At 34.7% G+C, this 19,660-nt stretch carries 15 protein-coding genes; 11 read left to right on the forward strand and 4 right to left on the reverse strand.

Features of this window, described 5'->3' with window-relative positions; translation table 11 throughout:
* The first annotated feature begins 61 nt into the window (after window positions 1–61).
* Both FEZ18_RS07750 and FEZ18_RS07755 read left to right on the forward strand, forming a co-directional pair.
* Window positions 62–2,692 carry a TonB-dependent receptor gene (locus FEZ18_RS07750; RefSeq protein ID WP_153267793.1) on the forward strand — a complete coding sequence of 877 codons (2,631 nt, stop codon included), beginning with the start codon at window positions 62–64 and terminating at the stop codon, window positions 2,690–2,692.
* A 146-nt stretch (window positions 2,693–2,838) separates the two neighbouring features.
* Window positions 2,839–3,273, forward strand: a complete 435-nt coding sequence (locus FEZ18_RS07755) for a hypothetical protein (RefSeq protein WP_153267794.1) — start codon at window positions 2,839–2,841, stop codon at window positions 3,271–3,273.
* A 284-nt stretch (window positions 3,274–3,557) separates the two neighbouring features.
* On the opposite strand, the gene FEZ18_RS07760 is transcribed toward FEZ18_RS07755, so the two are convergent.
* Window positions 3,558–4,619 (reverse strand): endonuclease/exonuclease/phosphatase family protein, encoded by a 1,062-nt coding sequence (locus tag FEZ18_RS07760; RefSeq protein ID WP_153267795.1) that lies wholly within the window; start codon window positions 4,617–4,619, stop codon window positions 3,558–3,560.
* Between the two features lie 121 nt (window positions 4,620–4,740).
* On the opposite strand from FEZ18_RS07760, the gene FEZ18_RS07765 reads away from it, so the two are divergent.
* The 5 genes from FEZ18_RS07765 (at window position 4,741) to FEZ18_RS07785 (ending at window position 10,904) form a co-directional block, all read left to right on the forward strand.
* Window positions 4,741–7,545: a carboxypeptidase regulatory-like domain-containing protein gene (locus FEZ18_RS07765; RefSeq protein ID WP_153267796.1), complete on the forward strand. Its 2,805-nt coding sequence runs from the start codon at window positions 4,741–4,743 to the stop codon at window positions 7,543–7,545.
* Window positions 7,546–7,556: 11 nt separating this feature from the next.
* A complete protein-coding gene (locus tag FEZ18_RS07770) occupies window positions 7,557–9,002 on the forward strand; it encodes a DUF5689 domain-containing protein (RefSeq protein ID WP_153267797.1) in 1,446 nt (481 codons plus the stop codon).
* A gap of 206 nt (window positions 9,003–9,208) precedes the next feature.
* Window positions 9,209–9,976, forward strand: coding sequence for a hypothetical protein (locus FEZ18_RS07775; RefSeq protein WP_153267798.1), 768 nt, complete (start codon window positions 9,209–9,211; stop codon window positions 9,974–9,976).
* A complete protein-coding gene (locus FEZ18_RS07780) occupies window positions 9,973–10,455 on the forward strand; it encodes a PIN domain-containing protein (RefSeq protein WP_153267799.1) in 483 nt (160 codons plus the stop codon). Before FEZ18_RS07775 ends, FEZ18_RS07780 begins: the two co-directional genes overlap by 4 nt.
* A gap of 71 nt (window positions 10,456–10,526) precedes the next feature.
* On the forward strand, window positions 10,527–10,904 hold the full coding sequence (locus FEZ18_RS07785; RefSeq protein ID WP_153267800.1) for a hypothetical protein: 378 nt from the start codon (window positions 10,527–10,529) through the stop codon (window positions 10,902–10,904).
* A 345-nt stretch (window positions 10,905–11,249) separates the two neighbouring features.
* On the opposite strand, the gene FEZ18_RS07790 is transcribed toward FEZ18_RS07785, so the two are convergent.
* Window positions 11,250–12,218: an endonuclease/exonuclease/phosphatase family protein gene (locus FEZ18_RS07790; RefSeq protein WP_153267801.1), complete on the reverse strand. Its 969-nt coding sequence runs from the start codon at window positions 12,216–12,218 to the stop codon at window positions 11,250–11,252.
* A gap of 151 nt (window positions 12,219–12,369) precedes the next feature.
* Here FEZ18_RS07790 and hflX point away from each other — a divergent pair, with 151 nt between their 5' ends.
* Both hflX and FEZ18_RS07800 read left to right on the forward strand, forming a co-directional pair.
* Window positions 12,370–13,584, forward strand: a complete 1,215-nt coding sequence (gene hflX / locus FEZ18_RS07795; protein ID WP_153267802.1) for a GTPase HflX — start codon at window positions 12,370–12,372, stop codon at window positions 13,582–13,584.
* A 298-nt stretch (window positions 13,585–13,882) separates the two neighbouring features.
* The gene (locus tag FEZ18_RS07800) at window positions 13,883–16,153 is read left to right on the forward strand and encodes a penicillin-binding protein 1A (RefSeq protein ID WP_153267803.1); all 2,271 of its coding nucleotides are present in this window, start codon (window positions 13,883–13,885) and stop codon (window positions 16,151–16,153) included.
* Between the two features lie 197 nt (window positions 16,154–16,350).
* Here the strand turns inward: FEZ18_RS07800 and FEZ18_RS07805 are convergent, their stop codons facing one another.
* Entirely contained in the window at window positions 16,351–17,304 is a 954-nt protein-coding gene (locus tag FEZ18_RS07805; RefSeq protein WP_153267804.1) for a DUF3078 domain-containing protein, read from the reverse strand.
* A 113-nt stretch (window positions 17,305–17,417) separates the two neighbouring features.
* On the reverse strand, window positions 17,418–17,924 hold the full coding sequence (locus tag FEZ18_RS07810; RefSeq protein WP_153267805.1) for a DUF2480 family protein: 507 nt from the start codon (window positions 17,922–17,924) through the stop codon (window positions 17,418–17,420).
* A gap of 298 nt (window positions 17,925–18,222) precedes the next feature.
* Between FEZ18_RS07810 and FEZ18_RS07815 the strand changes: the two genes are divergently transcribed.
* Entirely contained in the window at window positions 18,223–18,543 is a 321-nt protein-coding gene (locus tag FEZ18_RS07815) for a hypothetical protein (RefSeq protein WP_153267806.1), read from the forward strand.
* A gap of 22 nt (window positions 18,544–18,565) precedes the next feature.
* A complete protein-coding gene (locus FEZ18_RS07820) occupies window positions 18,566–19,540 on the forward strand; it encodes a PQQ-binding-like beta-propeller repeat protein (protein ID WP_194269460.1) in 975 nt (324 codons plus the stop codon).
* The last annotated feature ends 120 nt before the right edge of the window (window positions 19,541–19,660 follow it).

A 19,660-nucleotide genomic window follows, 5' to 3' on the forward strand; every position in this document is an offset into this window, starting at 1 on the left:
GTTAATCGCTTAATTATATGTACTTTTGCAGCGACTAATTTCCATATAATTAATTTAAATTATGAAAAGAACTACTAAGTTTTTAATGTTAGCTGTAGCGTTTTTGTTCTCTACGGTTATTATGGCACAGAGTACCTTGAGAGGTACCATAATGGATGCCGAAATTAATGCGCCACTACCAGGTGCAAATATTGTCGAAAAAGGAACTGCAAATGGGGTTTCTTCAGATTTTGACGGGAATTTCACTCTAACAACAACAGCATCTTCTGGACAAGTTGTGATCTCTTTTGTTGGTTATGCACCAAAAACGGTGTCTTTTAGCGGTAATTCAGATTTAGGAAATATTGCTTTAAATCCTGATAATACATTAGACGAAATAGTAATTATTGGAACTGGAATTATTGATTTGGCAGAAGGTAGAGAAACTCCAGTAGCTGTTTCTACAATTCAAGGTGCCGATATTCAAATGAAATCAGCAGGTAATGTTGAGTTTGGTGAAGCTTTAAAAAACACACCATCGGTTTATGTTTCTAATCAAGCGGGAGGTTTTGGCGATAGTCAGATTTTCTTAAGAGGATTCGATCAAACAAACACAGCATACCTTTTAAACGGTCAGCCAATCAACGGTATGGAAGATGGTAGAATGTACTGGTCAAACTGGTCTGGTATGAGTGATGTGGCTAACGCGGTACAAATACAACGTGGTTTAGGTGCTTCAAAACTGGCAATATCTTCTGTAGGTGGTACTGTAAACATTGTGTCTAAAACTACAGACAGAAATGAAGGTGGCTTTGTTAGATTTTTAGGAGGTAACGACAGCTACATGAAAGGCACATTTGCTTACGATACAGGTTTGAACGATAAGGGCTGGGCATTTTCGGTACTAGTAGATCATTGGCAGGCACATAGAAAATACTCCATAGGTACTGCGGGTCAAGGACAAAACTATTTGTTCTCTGTAGGTTACAAGCCTAACGATAAACACTCATTTAATTTCTTATTAACAGGTGCACCACAGTGGCACGATCAAAACTTTTCTCAAGATTTGGAGTTTTATGAGCAATATGGCGAAAAAGCTAACGATAACTCAGGATTCTATAAAGGAGAGCGTTTTACCGAAAGAAGAAATTACTACCATAAGCCTGTAGCTAACTTAAACTGGGATTTTGATATCAACGAAAAACTAGAACTTTCTAGTGTTTTATATGCATCTTGGGGCCGCGGTGGTGGAACGGGTGCTGTAGGGCCGGATCGAACTGGATCAAGCAGAATACGAAATCAGGACGTTGGTATATTCGGTCTAAATGAGCAAGAAATAAATTTTGATGCTATTGAAGCAAATAATATAGCGAACGCTGATGCAAATAATAACGGAAGTTTTGGTAGTTCATATTTAAGAAGAGCGTCGGTTAATGCTCATAACTGGTATGGCTTCCTTTCTAACTTGAATTATGATGTTGATGAAAACTGGTCTTTAAACGTAGGTGTAGATGGTAGAACTTATAATGGTGTTCACTTTAGACAACTTGTTGATAAACTTGGTTTGAATGGTTATAACGATAACTTTAGAACCGATCGTCCAAACGATTATGTAATAACCGAAACTTTTAAGGCAAATCCATGGTCTGCTTTATTCGATTTTGCTGATGACGACCAAAGATATGATTACAACTATGAAGAGGTTATAAACTATTTAGGAACTTTTGGACAAGCTGAATATAAAAATGATAATTTTTCTGCATTTGTTCAAGGGGCATTATCGACACAATCATACCAAAGGGAAGGTTTCTTTTCTGGAAGAGGTAACGGTTTAGGAAAGTCTAAAAAAGTTGATAAAGTAGGATATCAAATAAAAGGAGGTGCAGCTTATAAATTTAACGAGCAGCATTCTGTATTTGCTAATGTTGGGCAATTTTCTCGCCAACCATTTTTAGATAATATTTTTGCCGATATTAGATATGATAACAGATTGGCAGAACCAGATGTTGACAATGAAGAAATCACGAGTATTGAAGGTGGGTACCGTTTTAAAAATAACGTTTTAAGATTAAACGTGGACGTTTATTCTACCGAGTGGGGTAACAGATTTTTATCCTTTGCAGGCCCTCGACAGCCAGGCGATGAGACCAGTACTTATAGGTTAACCGATGTTACTCAAGTGCACACTGGTGTAGAGTTCGATTTTGAATACAGACCCCTTACTGCGAATTGGAGCTTAAGAGGTTACGGATCGATTGGAAACTGGAAGTACGATGGAACTACGCCTTATAATTTACAAAATGATGAAACGGGCGATTTCCTTATTACAAATGAGACTATAGATTTAACAGATGTTAAAATTGGTAGTGCGCCGCACACTTCTTTTGGCTTTGGTTTAAATGTTGATATCTTAGATAACTTATCTGTTGATGGGGCCTACAACATTTACAGTAGTTTATACGAATTTGTGGATCCAGAAGATGTTGCTAGTGCGGCATTAGCTGGTGGGAAGTACGAGTCTGTTAGACTACCGGCATACACCTTAGCAGATGCAGGTATAACTTATAAATTTAAATTAGGTGAAAATAATATAACCTTTAGAGGTAATGTTTACAACTTATTTAATGAAGCTTATATTAATCAAAAGAACGCTTTTGGTTATTACTTAGGCATAGGAAGAACTTGGAATGCTAGTATTCGTTACAACTTCTAAAAAACATAGAATATAACAATTTAAAAACCGCTTCATACGAAGCGGTTTTTTTATGCCTTTTATTATTACATTTGTAAAACCAAGTTTGATACCAACCCTATAATAGCCATTTGGTATTTAATCAAAGTATTAAAAAAAAATGAACCATGTATAAAACTATACTAAACCTACATTCTTATTTAGCATATGTCATTTTAATCGTTTTAATTATAGCGGTAGCAAATGCACTATTTAAAACTTTTGGCGCTAAAGAGTACACCGCTAAAGATTTTAGAATATCACTTTTCACCTTAATTTTATCGCATATACAGTTGTTAATTGGTTTGATATTGTATTTTGTTTCACCTAGATTGGCCTTGTGGAGTGAGTTGGGTGCAGGTGTTATGGGGAATTCTTTAGCGCGGTTATACCTTGTAGAACATCCTTTAACTAATATAATAGCTGTCGCATTAATTACTATTGGGTATTCTAAGCATAAAAAGAAATTGACCTCTGGGTACAAGCTAAAAACACTAGCTATTTTTTATACCATTGCCTTGGTGTTGTTTTTATCAAGAATCCCATGGAGCACTTGGCTTTAATATATAATACCAAATTAGCCATGTCATGCCGTATATAATTCGTTTACTCACATCTTTCTATTTTATAAAATAGGTGTTCATGATGTGCTTCGCAGTTCTTTTTCGCCCATATTTCGGTATAAAATAAAACCATAACTCAGGCTATGCTTTGATTTTAGCTCACGCTTCTATTATTGTAAAATAATGAGTTCGTGAATCTGCGATTTCTATCTCATCTGAACAAAAAATAATTCAAATTAATAAAACGACATTTCAAAACTAAATTGGTATAATGCTATGGGCGATTAGTTTTTAAGATTAGAAACTTCTTTTATCACATAAACATAAACGGGATAATGGTCGCTAAAACCACCCGTAAATGTATTGCTGGAAAAACTTCTAAAAGGATAACCCTCGTACTTTCCTTTTTTATTGGTTAAATAATTTTTATTAAAAATACCGGCTTTGTAAAACCTAAAGGAAGAAAAATCTTTTTCTAGTAAGGGTTTAGTCATCATAATCTGGTCAAATAGAAACCAATTATCTCTAAAAGCATTGGTTCCCAAGCCTGCCTTATAAAGTTTTTCAAAAGGATTGTAGATGCCTTTTAATCCTACTTTTAATCTATCTTTTTCAGCTTTTAAAATAGTTTTCACACTCGCATCGGTTGGATTATCATTTAAATCACCCATAATAAAAATTTTAGCATAGGGGTCGGTCGATTGTAGGGAATCTATCAAACGTTTACTTAATTTGGCAGCCGCCATGCGCTTTGGACGGCTTCTTGCTTCTCCACCTCTTCTTGATGGCCAATGGTTAACCATAACATGAATGGTTTCACCATCTAAATCACCACTAACCAACAATTGGTCTCTAGTGTAAACACGCTCTTTACTGGCATCGTCATAAATTTTTAGCGTATGGCTACTGGTATGTGTAGGTGTAAATATTTTTTTCTGATAAAGCAAGGCGACATCAATTCCGCGTGTGTCGGGCGAGTCGTAATGTACAATCCCATAATCCTGAGACACTAATAAAGAATCGTTAACCAAATCTTCAAGAACAGCTCTGTTTTCAACCTCAGAAACGCCTATAATCGCTGGGCTATTATTGGTGATATCTTTACCAATGTCTGCTATTACCCGCGCCATATTTTTTATTTTCTTTTGATAAACACGACCACGCTCGTTTTTTATGGTCATTATGGGACTGAACTCATCAAATTTATTTGGATCGTTGATAGTGTCGAATAAATTTTCTAAATTGTAGAACCCTATAGTGTGGATTTTGTATTTTTTTTCTTGAGAATTTACAGTTGTAATAATGCTCAGAAATAAAATCGAAATACTAAGTCTTAAAATATTCATGTAATAATTAACTAAAGGTTTACTAAGGCTATATTACAAAACCTAAGCCAAAGTTTGTTAAATGAATGGGTTTTTTTGATTTACACACGCATCTATTGTAACAACTTAACTCTAAGTAAATATGGAGAAATATGCCTTAGTTTTTTTATTTGGGTTTTTTTCAGTGTGCTCAATTTTCGGACAACAAACAACGATTAAAGGTAGCGTAAAAGATGCTATAGCTAAAAAACCAATAGCCAATGTAACGGTTGCTATAGAAGACACCAAACAATCAACCCAAACCAATGCCTTAGGGGAATTTGCTTTTAATTTTAATGTACCTCTGGGAGAACAGGTTTTAAGAATTTCTAAAATAGGTTATATCTCCAAAAGATATCCCATAGTTGTCTATGAGAACGAAACGGTGAATATTACCGATATGACTCTTGAAACAGCAGCCTCTAGAAATCAAGATTTATTTACCATAACACTTACCGACGATGAGTTAAATGACGATACTAGCGCATCTGATAATATCTCAGGATTACTGGCTTCATCTCTAGATGTGTTCCAGCGCACAGCAGCTTTCGAGTTTAGTGCTTCATTTTTCAGAGTTAGAGGCATGGATTCCAACCACAGTTCTGTTTTAATTAATGGATTGGAGATGAATAAAATCTACAATGGGCGGCCGCAATGGAGTAATTGGGGTGGTATAAACGATGTGCTTCGAAATCAAGAATTGGCAGCCAATTTATCGCCGTCCAGCTATACTTTTGGTGGCGTTTTGGGTGCTGTGAATATTAATACTAGAGCCTCCGAAGCTAGAGCTGGTGGTCGCGTAACCTATTCCTCATCTAATCGCAGTTATACCCATAGGTTGATGGCAACCTATGCCTCTGGTTTGTTAAAGAATAATTGGGCGTACACCATTTCGGTGGGAAGACGTTGGGGAAATGAGGGGTATCAAGAAGCAACACATTATAAAGCCAATTCGTTTTTTACTGCCGTCGAAAAGAAAATTAGCGATGCCCATAGTTTAAATGTAACGGCCATTTACACACCAAATCGCAGAGGGAAATCGTCGCCAAACACACAAGAGGTTTACAATTTAAAAGGTATAAAATATAACGAATATTGGGGATTTCAAGATGGCGATAAACGCAACTCCAGAATTAAAGAAGTTAACGAGCCCATAATCATGTTAAATCATTATTGGGATTTTAACAGCAGAACGAGCTTAAATACGAATATTGGCTATCAATTTGGAAAACTTGGCAATAGCCGATTGGATTATAATGGCACCGATTTGGTTAATGGCTTTCCACAAGGCGGGGGTGCAAATCCCAGCCCGGTCTATTATCAAAAACTACCGAGTTACTTTGAACGCAACTTCCCAAACGATTTACAGTTTGCTTATGTGGCTTTAAACCAGTTTTTAGAGGATGGCCAAATAGATTGGAATGCCATGTACAGCGCCAATATTAATAATGCCCAACAAGGGGGAAATGCTATTTACGCCTTGTATGAAGATCGCGTGGATGACACACAAATCTCATTTAATTCTATTTTTAATACCGAATTGAATTCCCATACCACAATTAATGCCGCTGTAAACTACAAAACTTTAAAATCTGAAAATTTCGCACAAGTTTTAGATCTTTTGGGCGCAACTACCTACTTAGATATTGATGGTTTCGCCACAGATATCGATGAGGCTCAAAACAACCTATTAAATCCTAATAGACTGGTTAGCGAAGGGGATCGTTTTAAATACAATTACAATATATTGGCTAACGAAATGAGTGCCTACCTTCAAGCGCAATTTAAATATAGAAAGGTTGATTTTTATGTGTCTGGAAGTGTAAAAAATACGCAATACCAAAGAGAGGGTGTCTATCAAAATGGAGGTTTTCCAGATAATTCCTTAGGAAAAGGTGATAAATTAACATTTACAGGCTTTGGAGCCAAAACTGGCATCACTTATAAACTTGCAGGTAACCATATAATTGATGGAAATGCAGGCTATATTTCTAGAGCACCTTCCATTCAAAACACATTTTCTAACGCAAGGGAAAATCATAATGTAGTGCCTCAAATTTCAGAAGAAAAAATATTAAGTACCGATGTCAGTTATATTTTTAGATCATCAATATTAAAAACAAAATTAACAGGGTATTATACCAAAATAGAGGATGCCAGTGACATTGGGTTTTATTTTGCCGATGGTGTTGGTGGTGATAATGCTGTTTTTGTTCAAGAAATTTTACAGGGCATTGACAAAAAACATTTAGGAGTCGAATTAGGTATAGAGGCTCAAGTGACACCAACCATTACTTTGCGGGGTGTGGCATCTGTTGGACAGTTTACTTATGATAATAACCCGAATTTATTTTTATCTACAGAACCCGACGCCGAAGCGATTGCAGCGGGATTTGTAGATGGTTTTAAAGATTTTGGAGTATCTAATTTAAAAAACTATAAACTCGCATCTGGGCCGCAAAACGCTTATTCGGTTGGGTTTGATTACCGCGACCCCGATTTTTGGTGGTTTGGTGCCACCGCCAATTTTTTCTCTAAGATATATGTAGATGTCAATCCCTTAACACGATCGTCCAATTTTACAACAGATTTTGATGGTAACCCTTTTAATGATTTTGATGAAGATTTAGCAAGAACATTATTAAAACAAGAACGCTTCGACGATTATATGGTTATTAATTTGGTGGGCGGAAAATCTTGGAAAATTGGTAACTATTATGTCGGTCTTTTTGCAAGCATCAATAATCTTTTAGACGAAGTTTATAAAACTGGTGGTTTCGAACAAGGCAGGAATGCAAATTATAGAGAATTAAGAGATGATAAAGCGTTAGACAAACCCATTTTCGGATCAAAATATTGGTACGGCCGTGGCACGACTTATTTCTTGAATTTAAATGTTAGATTTTAAATGTATTCATTATGAAAAACTTCAGCAAATTAAAAATAGTACTAAGTGTTGTTTTAACGCTTTTGTTCATTATGTCTTGCGTAAAGGACGACGATTTTAAAGTCCCAGATGTTTCAATAACCGAACCTGAAATCCCTCAAGATAAAATAACAACCTTTAATGCTATTAAATCGCTTTACGAACAAGCCAAAAATAATGGTAATGCCACCGTTATTTTAGATGATGACAACCCGTTGTATATACAAGGTTATGTAATTTCTTCAGATAAATCGGGTAATTTTTTTGAAGAGCTTATCATTCAAAATAAAACCGATGGGAGTAGTCCAGATAACGACCCTAGATTGGGTTTTAAAATTAGTATAAATGCCAATAACTTATCCGACACTTATCAATTTGGGCAAAAAGTTTACGTAAAACTTGCCGGCTTAACCGTGGGTGAAAGTAACGGCGTTTTAACCCTAGGCAAAGGTGATGCGGTAACGGTAAAACAAATACAGGAAGCAGAATATAAAGATATTGTAATACGAAGCAACGACATTGCAAGTATAAGCCCAAAAGTTGCGGCCTTATCAGATTTAAATGCATGGGATGAAAACACCTTGATCCAATTAAATAATATGCAGTTAAATCGGTTTCAAATGGGAGCCACCTACGCCAGCGAATCTATTGACGAATTTGATGGTGATCGTTTACTGGAAAGCTGCGATTCTGGTATTTCAATGGTTTTGCAAACCAGTACCTTTGCCGATTTTAAATCTTTAATCGTTCCGCAAGGGCAAGGCACGGTTACTGGTGTTTTTAGTCGGGATTTTCGTGATAACTATAATGTGTTAATTATTAACAGTACTCAAGATATTAGCCTAGATGGTGAAGTGCGTTGCGATCCCATAGAACTGGACTGCGGTTTAGCTACAACTGTTGGTACGGGGAATTTACTCATGGAAGACTTTGAGTCTCAAAAAAACAACAAGCCTATAGTTATTGCAGGTTGGACCAATTATATGGAAACAGGCACAGTTGCTTGGGAAGGCTACTCGTCAACTTCATCGAATGCATCTTTGGGGCGCTCTGCAAGGTTTCAACCCGCTAGTTCTGGAGATCTTAGTAATATTGGATGGTTAATTACCCCAGCCATTAATTTAGATGCTCAAGAAGGCGAAACACTGCGTTTTAAAACCTCAAACAGTATGGCAGATAGTAGTTTTATGGAAGTCTTATATTCACTAGATTGGAATGGAGATGAAGCCACTATTACAAGTGCCACTTGGGGTGTATTATCTGCGGCTTATGTTGTGAAAAACACCGACTCTTTCGTACCGTGGTTTAACTCTGGAACTGTCGATTTATCTTGTGCTACAGGTATTATGCACATTGCATTTAAATATACAGGAAGCGGACAAGATACTTTTGATGGGGTGTATGAATTGGATGATATTCGTATTGATTATGTTGAGTAACACCAATTTAGTTGAGTAATGTCGTGTTAATAAATTTAATTATGACGTGATGAGTTAAAATAGAAAATTGTTAGTACCTGTTTTACCAAAAGGTGGGTAGTATTTAATAGTACAATGATTTTCGCAATTAGGATGGCACTATTATTAAAATATTTACGTTGTTGGCAGTAATTTTTTTATATTGAGTAAATTTGTATTTTAGAAACGTGGAAGAGCAAGGTTACATAGAGTTAAAGGTTAGTAATAAGGATAATACCTTAAGTCCTAAAGACATTGATTTAAACGAAGTAATAGACTTTATATCGAATGTAGAATCCTTCTTGTACCCAAATCGGAAAGAGAAACAAAATCGACCACATATATCCTATGATATAGAAGAAGGTTCAGCCAAGCATAAATTCTTTTTGCCAATAACCGCTGTAATATTATTTAATGGATTAACTAGTGAAATAAAAAACAGAAACAATCTTGATTTTTTAGATTACAAAAGACAATCTATAATTGATAAATTTCAAAAAAAGGCCATTAAAGAAGGGTATATAATTGAGTTTAATAATTCGATTTCAAAAAAAACCACTTTAGTTATAGATTATACTACAAATTTCGAGATGATTGCCCCAGCTTTTTATGAAAGTGAGTTTTATCTTTATGGTGAAATCTATCAAGAAGGGGGTAAAAACCCGAATTTACATATAAGCACTAATAAGTATGGTAATCTCACAATTGCTGCTACCAAAGAGCAGATAATGGATGGAGAGAAAAAAACATATAAGCCTTACGGAATTAAAGTTCGAGGAAAAAAAAGTTTTGAAGATGATAAATTATCTGATTTAGAATTAATTGAATTCATTCAATATAAACCTGTTTTTAACAAATCTCTGTTAGAAAAGGTCATTGAAAAAGCATCTGTCAACTTAAGTAAAATAACAAATGTCGATGCTTGGGTTGATGACTTAAAAACAGATGGGATATGAAAGGTATAAGAAGTGTTCTTTTAGATAATTCTTTTTGTATTCGATTACTAAAATCCGATGATGACTACCACCAAAATGCTATAAATTATTTTGAGCACTTTCTAGAAAATGGAATTGAGATGTACCTTTCTACTATTGTAGTCAGTGAATATGCAGTTGGTGATAATCCAGATAATTTACTTTCTTTAAATGCATTCAGATTATTGGAATTTGATTATGCTGATGCCAAAACTGCTGGAAGTTTTTTTTTAGAGCTCAAAGAAAATGAGGGTCTCAGAGAATCTGAACAAAGAAAAGTAATAATCAACGATATTAAATTGTTTTCACAAATTCATAATAGAAAAATTGACGCTTATATCACAAAGGATAGAAAATCTTTAGCTAAAATGATTGAACCTTTAGGGATATCACATAATTTAAACTTTGAGTTTATTGACTTGGCAATTCCGCTTAATGATAGATTGGGAAGATTGTTTTAAATTGTAACTAACTAATTAGGTTCAGTTATTAGAATCGCAGAAAGTATTTAATAAAACAGTAAATTCGCCAAATGACAGTTTTCGATCAGTTTTACTATTCTGTATTTTCGTTTTACAAAAAACGCTACAAGCAAAAAGCCAATACTATGGCTTTGGTTTACGTCTCTATGCTTCAAATAAGTTTATTGTTGCTTTTGGGGTGTTTTTCGGCCGCTTTTTTTAGTCAAATGCATGCCGATACCATGTCCAGCACCAGTGCATGGACTTTATTTGCTATAGCTTCTATTGGGATTCATTTTAAAAACTGGATCCAATACACCGGCAAAAAACGAATGATGATAAACGCCAAAATGGTGAAAAAGAAAAAACCACAGACTAACATTGGCTTGCTTTGGGCTTTACCTATTATTGCCTTAGCCTTGGCTTTTGTTATGCTTCAAGCCATTTAGTTAGAATTTTGAAAACCAGATAGCAATAGGTATTGTTATCTTTAAACCATTGGGCTTCTTGTTGGTTATACCAAATTAGCCATGTCATGCCGCATATAATTTGTTTACTCACATTTTTCTATGTTATAAATAGGTGTTCATGATGTGCTTCGCAGTTCTTTTTCGCCCATATTTCGGTATAAAATAAAACCATAACTCAGGCTATGCTTTGATTTTAGCTCACGCTTCTATTATTTTAAAATAATGAGTTCGTGAATCTGCGATTTCTATCTCATCTGAACAAAAAATAATTCAAATTAATAATACGACATTTCAAAACTAAATTGGTATTAAAACGCATTAAAATCAACGCTTAAAGACGATGTAGACTGGAAAATGATCGCTGTAACCGCCTTGGTATTTTTTACCGATATAGGTTCTAAATGGCGTCCCTTTAAATTTGCCATCTAAAACCTTTAAAAAATCTTCATCAAAAATATTGGCGGTATCATATTCAAAAAATTCATCTGAAGTTTTAAGAAAATGGTTCGAAATCAAAATTTGATCAAATAAATACCATTGTCTTCTGTAATAGGTAGACCCTCGGCTAAAAGTGCGCAGGGTTTCCATAGGATTGTAAAAATCAAAGGTATTTACCAATTGTTTTACGCTATGGTTATGCGGCTCGTCATTAAAATCGCCAACAAGAATAATTTTTGAGTTATCATTTGCTAAGCGTAATATATTAATAATTTCACCTAATTTATTTGAAGAAGCTATGCGCTTGGGCTCCGTTTCTTTTTCGCCTTCACGCCTAGAGGGCCAATGATTCACGATAACATGAATAGACTCCCCATCAAGTACACCAGAAACCAACAAAATATCTCGAGTGTAATTAGTTAAGCCGTCTGTATGGGGTAGTTTAATAGTAAATGTTTTAGAGGTAGCAACATCAAAAACATTAGCGTTGTATAATAAAGCGACATCAATACCACGTTGGTCTAAAGAATTGTTGTGAATATATTTGTAATTTAAATGCTTCAAATGCTTCGATGTTATTAAATCTTTTAAAACACTATCGCTTCCAACTTCGCACAATCCAACAATCGCTGGATGTTTTCCGGTTTCTTTTCGCCCTATTTTAGAAATGCTAAAGCCTAATTTTTCAATTTTATCTTGGTAGCGTTTGGCTGTCCAGTTTTTTAAGACGGTTGGCGAAAAATACTGATGGTTTGCATGGACATTCGTTCTAAAATCAAATAAATTTTCACAATTATAAAAGGCCACAGTTTGTGTGTTGTGTTTAATCGAGTTATCATCAAAAGGGTGAGTCATACTTCAAAAATAGATTTAAAAATCTTAAAAGATAGATTTTATCCCGTTGTCTTCCGTATATATAAATACGTCAAATGTAATGCAAACGATATAAAACCGATCAAAGCATTCTTTTTTAACAAAAATGACGGCAATTACGTAACTTTGCAACATGATAGAAGAGATAGACTTAAATTTAGAAAGAGCTGTTTTAATAGGTGTGATAACCAAAGAACAAAACGAAGAAAAATCTAAAGAGTATTTAGACGAACTAGAGTTTTTAACCTTTACCGCTGGAGGAAACGCCATAAAACGCTTTACGCAAAAAATGGACATGCCAAATCCTAAAACCTTTATAGGAACCGGCAAGATGGAAGAAGTGCGTCAATTTATTGAAGATAATGATATTGGTACGGCTATTTTTGATGACGAATTGTCTGCCGCACAAGAGCGCAACATCAGTAAAATACTTAATGTAAAGGTACTTGATAGAACCAATTTAATACTCGATATTTTTGCTCAACGCGCCAAAACCAGTTATGCCAGAACACAGGTAGAATTAGCACAATGCGAATATTTGCTACCACGCTTAAAAGGGATGTGGACGCACCTTGAGCGCCAAAGAGGTGGTATTGGTATGCGTGGTCCTGGTGAAACCGAGATTGAGACCGATAGACGTATAGTGCGCGATAAAATCACCTTATTAAAAGAACGCATAAAAACTATCGATAAACAAATGGCTGTGCAGCGTGGTAATCGGGGTAAAATGGTGCGCGTGGCTTTGGTGGGTTATACCAATGTTGGGAAATCGACCTTAATGAATGTGATAAGTAAAAGCGATGTCTTTGCCGAAAACAAATTGTTCGCCACGCTAGATACCACGGTTAGAAAAGTGGTGATTAAAAACCTGCCCTTTTTATTAACCGATACCGTAGGTTTTATTAGAAAACTGCCAACACAATTGGTAGATAGTTTTAAAAGTACCTTAGACGAGGTTAGAGAAGCCGATTTACTCCTGCATGTTGTCGATATTTCGCATCATAATTTTGAAGAGCATATCGAATCGGTTGAGAAAATTTTAGGTGAAATAGATTGTGGTGATAAGCCAACCATTATGGTGTTTAATAAAATTGATGCTTATGAAGCAGAGCCTTTTGAAGCAGACGATTTAGAAACAGAGCGCACCTCTATGCACTATTCTCTTGAAGAATGGAAAAAAACATGGATGAATAAAGTGGGCAACAATGCTTTGTTTATTTCGGCATTAAATAAAGAAAATATAGAGGATTTTAAGGCCCGCATTTACGATGAGGTACGAGATATCCATATTACACGTTTTCCTTACAACCATTTTCTTTATCCAGATTATAAAGAGGCTCAAGAGTAATATGAGTTTAGAAGTGTGACTTCATCAAAAAAATTAAATTATTTTTTTGGTTCTTCCACGCGTATAAAGGGAACTAAATTTCGATATGCCAGACTGTATGACTTAAGACTATATGACTTAGGACAATAAGACTATAATATTAGTGGTAATAGTTTTTTATTTAGGATTAATGGATGTATCGCATTTTCATCAATCGAGAGTTTTAGATCCTTCCGTACTATGTGAAATTCAATAAATAAAAATTTCTACCCACAGAAATATTGTATAATTTTTTTTTGATTTACTATAAATGATTTAAATGCCAGAGATTCAAATGAAACGCATATCGTTAATACTTAAAAACAAATGGATTAAGTGGTCCTTAAGGGCTGGCGCAGCCGTAGTTCTGTTTTTTGGTGTTATTTATATCAGTGTGTTTTTAGGGTTTTTTGGAAAACTGCCTACGGCTAAAGATTTAAGCTCTATTACACAAGCTGAAGCCACACAGGTACTTGATGAAAATGGAAAATTAATTGGAAAATATTATGTTTACGATAGGCAGCCTTTAAAATTTGAAGACTTTCCGAAGCATCTAATCGACGCCTTAATTGCCACCGAAGATATCCGGTTTTACAGTCACGATGGCGTTGATAACGTAAGCTTATTACGCGTATTTGTTAAAAATAGTATGCTTCGAGATAAGTCGGCCGGAGGGGGGAGCACCATTACCTTGCAATTAGCTAAAAATCTCTATGGTCGTAAAAATTATCTGATGTTCAGTATGTTAATTAATAAATTTAAAGAATCTATTATTGCCAAACGGATTGAAAACATCTACTCTAAAAACGATATTCTTACGCTGTACTTAAATACGGTACCCTTTCCAGATAACACCTATGGCATTGAAAGCGCAGCACGTAAATTTTTTAATAAGTCTGCATCGCAATTATCGCTTACAGAAGCTTCAACTTTAGTGGGCACGCTTAAGGCAACTACTTATTTTAATCCGCGGCTTCATTTAAAACGCAGTCAATCCAGACGAAATGTTGTTTTTCAGCAAATGTATAAATACGGTTATCTTTCAGAAGATTCTGTGGCCGTTTTAAAAAATCAAGATCTCGTTTTAAATTATAAGTCGTTTAATCACGATGTAGGTTTGGCACCTTATTTTCGGGCTCAGGTAAAAAAGGAATTGGCCGTAATTTTAGATTCTATAAAGAAGCCAGACGGCAGTGCTTACGATTTATACCGAGATGGTTTAAAAGTTTACACGACATTAGATTCTAGCATGCAAGCGATTGCCGAACAAGCCATGAAAGAACATCTCAAGGCTTTACAACAAGTTCACGAAAAATCGTTTGGTAAAAATGCGCCGTGGCTTACAAACAAGCGCATAATAGAGTCCGCCATTAAAAATCTGCCACAATATAAGGCGTATCAAGAAGCGGGATTAACCCAAGCACAAATATTAGATAGTCTTTCCGTTAAACGGAAAACAGAATTGTTTAACTGGTCGGGCGATACCATCATGAATATCTCGGCTATAGACAGTTTAAAACACCACTTAAAGTTTTTAAATACGGGCATGCTAGCTATCGAGCCCCAAACAGGCGCCATAAAAAGCTATGTAGGAGGTATTGATTACAGGTATTTTAAATACGACCATATTTCGCAAAGTGAGCGTCAAGTGGGCTCTACTTTTAAGCCTTTTGTTTATACAGCAGCTATTGAAAACGGCATGAAACCATGCACTTATTTCCCGTTAAAGGAAGTGACTTACACCAATTTCGATAATTGGACACCCACGAACTCTGGAGCAAACGAGGAAGACCCTCACCTCAATTATAATTTAGAAATGGCTTTAAGCAACTCGATAAACACCATAGCCGTAAAGGTTCTAAATGAAGTGGGCATTGAAAATGTGATACAACAAGTAGAAAAGTTGGGTATTGCAAAAACGCTTCCTAGAGAGCCTTCGTTGGCTTTAGGCGTGGCAGAGATTAACTTAAAACAACTTACAGGTGCTTTTGCAAGTTATGTAAACCATAGTAAAGGTGTAAAACCCTACGCTATAACCAAAATTGAAGACAAAAATGGCAATACAATTGCAAGTTTCGAGCCTCAAATTATGGAAGCTCCAGCTTATAGTGATTATACAAGACAAGTGTTGTTGCAAATTATGAAATCTACGGTTAATAATGGGACAGCTGCCAGATTGCGAACTACCTATAATCTAAAAAATGACATGGCTGGCAAAACTGGAACAACGCAAAACAATAAAGATGGTTGGTTTGTGGGTATTACCCCCAATTTAGTAACGGTGAGTTGGGTAGGGAATGACAACCATAGTATTGGGTTTAAATCTACAAGCATAGGTCAAGGTGCAAATTCTGCTTTGCCCATTTTTGCTAAGTTTTATCAGAAATTGAATACCGATGTTGCTTTCAACCACATTACTAAAGCCAAATTTGAAACCCCGTCAGCTTCAGTTTTAGAGGATTTAGACTGTAATCCAGAAAAACGGGATAATTTTTTTAAACGCCTTTTCGGAAGAAAAAATAAGAAGAAAAAATTTAAAACGGATGATTGACGACGAAAGACCGTTGTGCTTTTAGAATGAAGAATGAAGAATCAAGACTTGATAACAATGGAATCGGAAATTCTTAAAAGCCTACAAAATATACGTTATGTAAATCTAAAAAAGACCTTTAATATGTACTACCGATAAAATAAAATGCACTTCCGAAAAGAAGTGCATTTTATTTTTTTTGAAGACCAAAAATGTTTTTAGAACTTATAGCTCAACCCTACAGTATAATAAGTTTGTAATTTATTATCTACATTGTCAAAAGTTGGCTCAGTCTCATTTAATTGTTCAGCAGGTGTTAAGTTTTGATAAGCGATAGAAGCATAATTTAAGGCTTCTTGTTTATTGCTTCTCAACCCGAAATCAAACCCAATACCAATCATTTTCCACAAGGTGTAGCTAAAAGAATTGGTCCATGTAAAGTTCGATAAATCACTACTTTTATAACTTTGGAAGGTAGAGAAGTTCGTTTTAAAATTAATAGCCCCAATTTGTCTGGTGTAATCTGCAACAATCTTTGCACCTAAAGACGAGTCGAAAACAAGATCATTGTCGCTAAATACAAAGTTGTAGTTTAACGGGTGTACAACAACGATTAAATTTTCAATTGGCGTCCACGTAGCACCAATACCAACATCTAAATAGCCAGGATCGTTAAAATTGTCTAAAAGTGTTGTTCTGTACTCCACCAATCCAGAGGCTGCTAGGGTTTTAGTAATATTTCTACCGTATAAAGACGAGATATTAAACACATCGGTAGTAGGTTTAAAGCTATCGTCGTCGGTATCAATATCTTTATTGTCTAATTTTACCCAGTTTAAATTGGTGGTTAGCGCATTTCTCCAGAAAAACTTGTCTTCAATTAAATTGGCATAAGCATTAATGGTTATACCTATATTTCCAGATACATTATTTGGCGAGCCTTGTGAGTACCAATTATTAAAATGAGATAAGCTTCCGCCAATAGTACCAAAAGCTCCTTTTCTCCATCCCGGTAGGGCATCAATTTGTGCTTGTAACGCATTGGCTTCAGCTTGTGCAGCATCGGCTATAGCCTGCTTTTCCGCTTTTTGTGCTTGTAATTCTTCCTTAGTCTGTGCATTTATCGAAATCATACCGATAAATAACGTGAATAATAATATAGTTTTTTTCATTTTTTTGAACAATTTTAAGTTTCACAAAACGGTCTCAAATATTGTGGGGCATCTAAAGATACTAAAATCCTTAGGTTTATTTTAGTGTTCAATTAGTAAATGTTAAGCAGATACTACTTGTTTTTGTAGAGCGGCACCGAAGAACAGGCCTCGCCATACATAATGGACTTGGCAACCGGTTTTAGTTTAGTGGCCAGCATAATATAAGCATTTTGTGGTATGGGCTTATTGGTACAACCCTTAATAATTAGAGATTGATCTTTAAACTCAAGCACATCAAGGGTGTTAATAATATCTTGAAATATAGAGGTTTCTAAAAGTTCAAGATCACCAATCATTATTTTTTTTGCAAATGGCTCTAGTTGAAGGCTTAATAAAGTATAGGCCCAACCTGGAATTATAGCGTCTGTACTGCACATTAACGCAACATAGGTGTTTTTATATTGCGACCAGTCGTGCGCTAAAATTTGGTTTCTAAACTCTTTTTCTCGTAGCACAAGACCTTCGTGTAACCAATCTTTTAGGTCAAACAAGAGGCGTTTACCCTCAGGATAATAATCTTCAAGGTTTATGGTGACTAATTTGCTGTTCGCTACGCGATTTATAATTTTGTTCGACATATATTTATTTTTAACAAAGTTATTTAAAAAATATGATATTTATACACTAGAGATATTTAGCACAATGCTTTTAGCTTTCGTTATTTATCAATATAAAATTGATCTCCTTATTGTTTTTTTAGTTAAATATATTTTGTCCGTAATTCTCTTATTAATTTGATATAAATAAAATACATTCTACTGAGCAGCGTATCCAAAATTTTAATGACGCTTAATGTTATGGTATTGTTCATTCAGTTTTTGTTGTAATCTTAAGATTTTGTATATTTCACGGATAAAGAAACGACTTAAATTTTTAATGAAACTAAACAAACTTAAAGAAAATATAATTTTAATTAATACAATCAAACATCACTCAAACTTCTATTTCATTAGTACACGAAGTAAATTATTTTTTCAAAGTAAAAAAGAGTTTAGATATTATTTTAATGAAAATACAGCCGAAGCGAAACTGGCCTTTCAAAATATATTTAAAAATCCAAAAAGGGCGAAAGAGTTATGGGAATTAAATCCAGATTTGTTTAAGTCTTTAGACAAAAACATAATAGAGGATTTTGAAAGTCTTGTTGAGCTAGCTGAAACAGGAAAATTAATTAACTATATAAATTGGGTGTATTAATATGGAGCTGGAAAAGGTTAAAATGATTAATGAAATATATTCTGTTATAAAAGCACAGGGCAAGCTGTTAGTTTCTAGCACTAATAAAACTATAAGCTATTATAATAGCAATTTAGAATTGGAGCAGCAATTAGAATGCGAAATACAAATTTTGGATACATTTAAATTTGACTCTTCAATTTATTATATAAGCACTAGAAACGATTTATTTACGCAAGCAGAGAGATACATTACTCCATTTTTAAAAGAACGCATTCGCTTAAATGTACCTCAAATTATAGAGAATATCGTTTTGTACAAAGGAAAAATATTTAATCAAAAATACTCAGTATATTCCTTATCAAAAAAACAAATTCTATGGGAACTTGATGAACCTTTAGATATTATTGGTGATTACTGTTTTAGTAGAAAAAAATCGAATTTCAAAGCCCGCAACATAGAAACTGGAGAAGTTCTATGGAGTAAAACAATAACCGATGACTTTCCTGAAAGCACAGGCTATAAATTTTTAACGGTTTATAATAAAGTACTAGTTATGGCAATAAAAAATACTACGCTGGCTGGATACGATGTTGATACGGGTGAATTATTATGGTCTGTTAAGAAAACTAATAACAGAAATTTGTTAGTTGACATTGATGGTAAGTTAAAAGGAGTAACCTCTACAGGATATTTTGAAACAGATATTGCAACAGGCAATCATCGTAGATTAGAATTTGCGCCTATTGAGGCAATTAACAAGCCGAATTGGTTTGATTCGCAACGTGACAATTTTGTGATTGTGGACAACCATATTATTACCACTGATTTCTTCAGCAACCGCATTGGTGCTTTTAATATGGAAACCCAACAGTATGATTGGTTCTATACTGAAGAAAATGCAACAGGTTTTCCTGCATCTAGACCCATAAAGTATTTTGAACCTTATTTATGCCTTATTGATAATAAAGATACTTTACATATTTATGAAGTTAAAAAAGATAAACAAGTAGTGTAATGATAAAAAGTAAATTTATAGCATATACCGTTTTTTATCCCTGCTAGTGCGAGCGCTAGGTTCTTACCGTACAGGAGTAAGTAAGAGAGCATAAGCCAATTGAAATGGAAGAAAAATTAA

Source organism: Oceanihabitans sp. IOP_32, assembly GCF_009498295.1.
Classification (GTDB): Bacteria; Bacteroidota; Bacteroidia; order Flavobacteriales; family Flavobacteriaceae; genus Wocania; species Wocania indica.

Excerpts from the sequence above, each read along its gene's own strand:
- FEZ18_RS07750 (WP_153267793.1), top strand. The coding sequence starts at position 62 with ATGAAAAGAACTACTAAGTTTTTAATGTTAGCTGTAGCGTTTTTGTTC.
- FEZ18_RS07755 (WP_153267794.1), top strand. The coding sequence starts at position 2,839 with ATGTATAAAACTATACTAAACCTACATTCTTATTTAGCATATGTCATT.
- FEZ18_RS07760 (WP_153267795.1), bottom strand. The coding sequence starts at position 4,619 with ATGAATATTTTAAGACTTAGTATTTCGATTTTATTTCTGAGCATTATT.
- FEZ18_RS07765 (WP_153267796.1), top strand. The coding sequence starts at position 4,741 with ATGGAGAAATATGCCTTAGTTTTTTTATTTGGGTTTTTTTCAGTGTGC.
- FEZ18_RS07770 (WP_153267797.1), top strand. The coding sequence starts at position 7,557 with ATGAAAAACTTCAGCAAATTAAAAATAGTACTAAGTGTTGTTTTAACG.
- FEZ18_RS07780 (WP_153267799.1), top strand. The coding sequence starts at position 9,973 with ATGAAAGGTATAAGAAGTGTTCTTTTAGATAATTCTTTTTGTATTCGA.
- FEZ18_RS07785 (WP_153267800.1), top strand. The coding sequence starts at position 10,527 with ATGACAGTTTTCGATCAGTTTTACTATTCTGTATTTTCGTTTTACAAA.
- FEZ18_RS07790 (WP_153267801.1), bottom strand. The coding sequence starts at position 12,218 with ATGACTCACCCTTTTGATGATAACTCGATTAAACACAACACACAAACT.
- hflX (WP_153267802.1), top strand. The coding sequence starts at position 12,370 with ATGATAGAAGAGATAGACTTAAATTTAGAAAGAGCTGTTTTAATAGGT.
- FEZ18_RS07800 (WP_153267803.1), top strand. The coding sequence starts at position 13,883 with ATGCCAGAGATTCAAATGAAACGCATATCGTTAATACTTAAAAACAAA.
- FEZ18_RS07805 (WP_153267804.1), bottom strand. The coding sequence starts at position 17,304 with ATGAAAAAAACTATATTATTATTCACGTTATTTATCGGTATGATTTCG.
- FEZ18_RS07810 (WP_153267805.1), bottom strand. The coding sequence starts at position 17,924 with ATGTCGAACAAAATTATAAATCGCGTAGCGAACAGCAAATTAGTCACC.
- FEZ18_RS07815 (WP_153267806.1), top strand. The coding sequence starts at position 18,223 with ATGAAACTAAACAAACTTAAAGAAAATATAATTTTAATTAATACAATC.
- FEZ18_RS07820 (WP_194269460.1), top strand. The coding sequence starts at position 18,566 with ATGATTAATGAAATATATTCTGTTATAAAAGCACAGGGCAAGCTGTTA.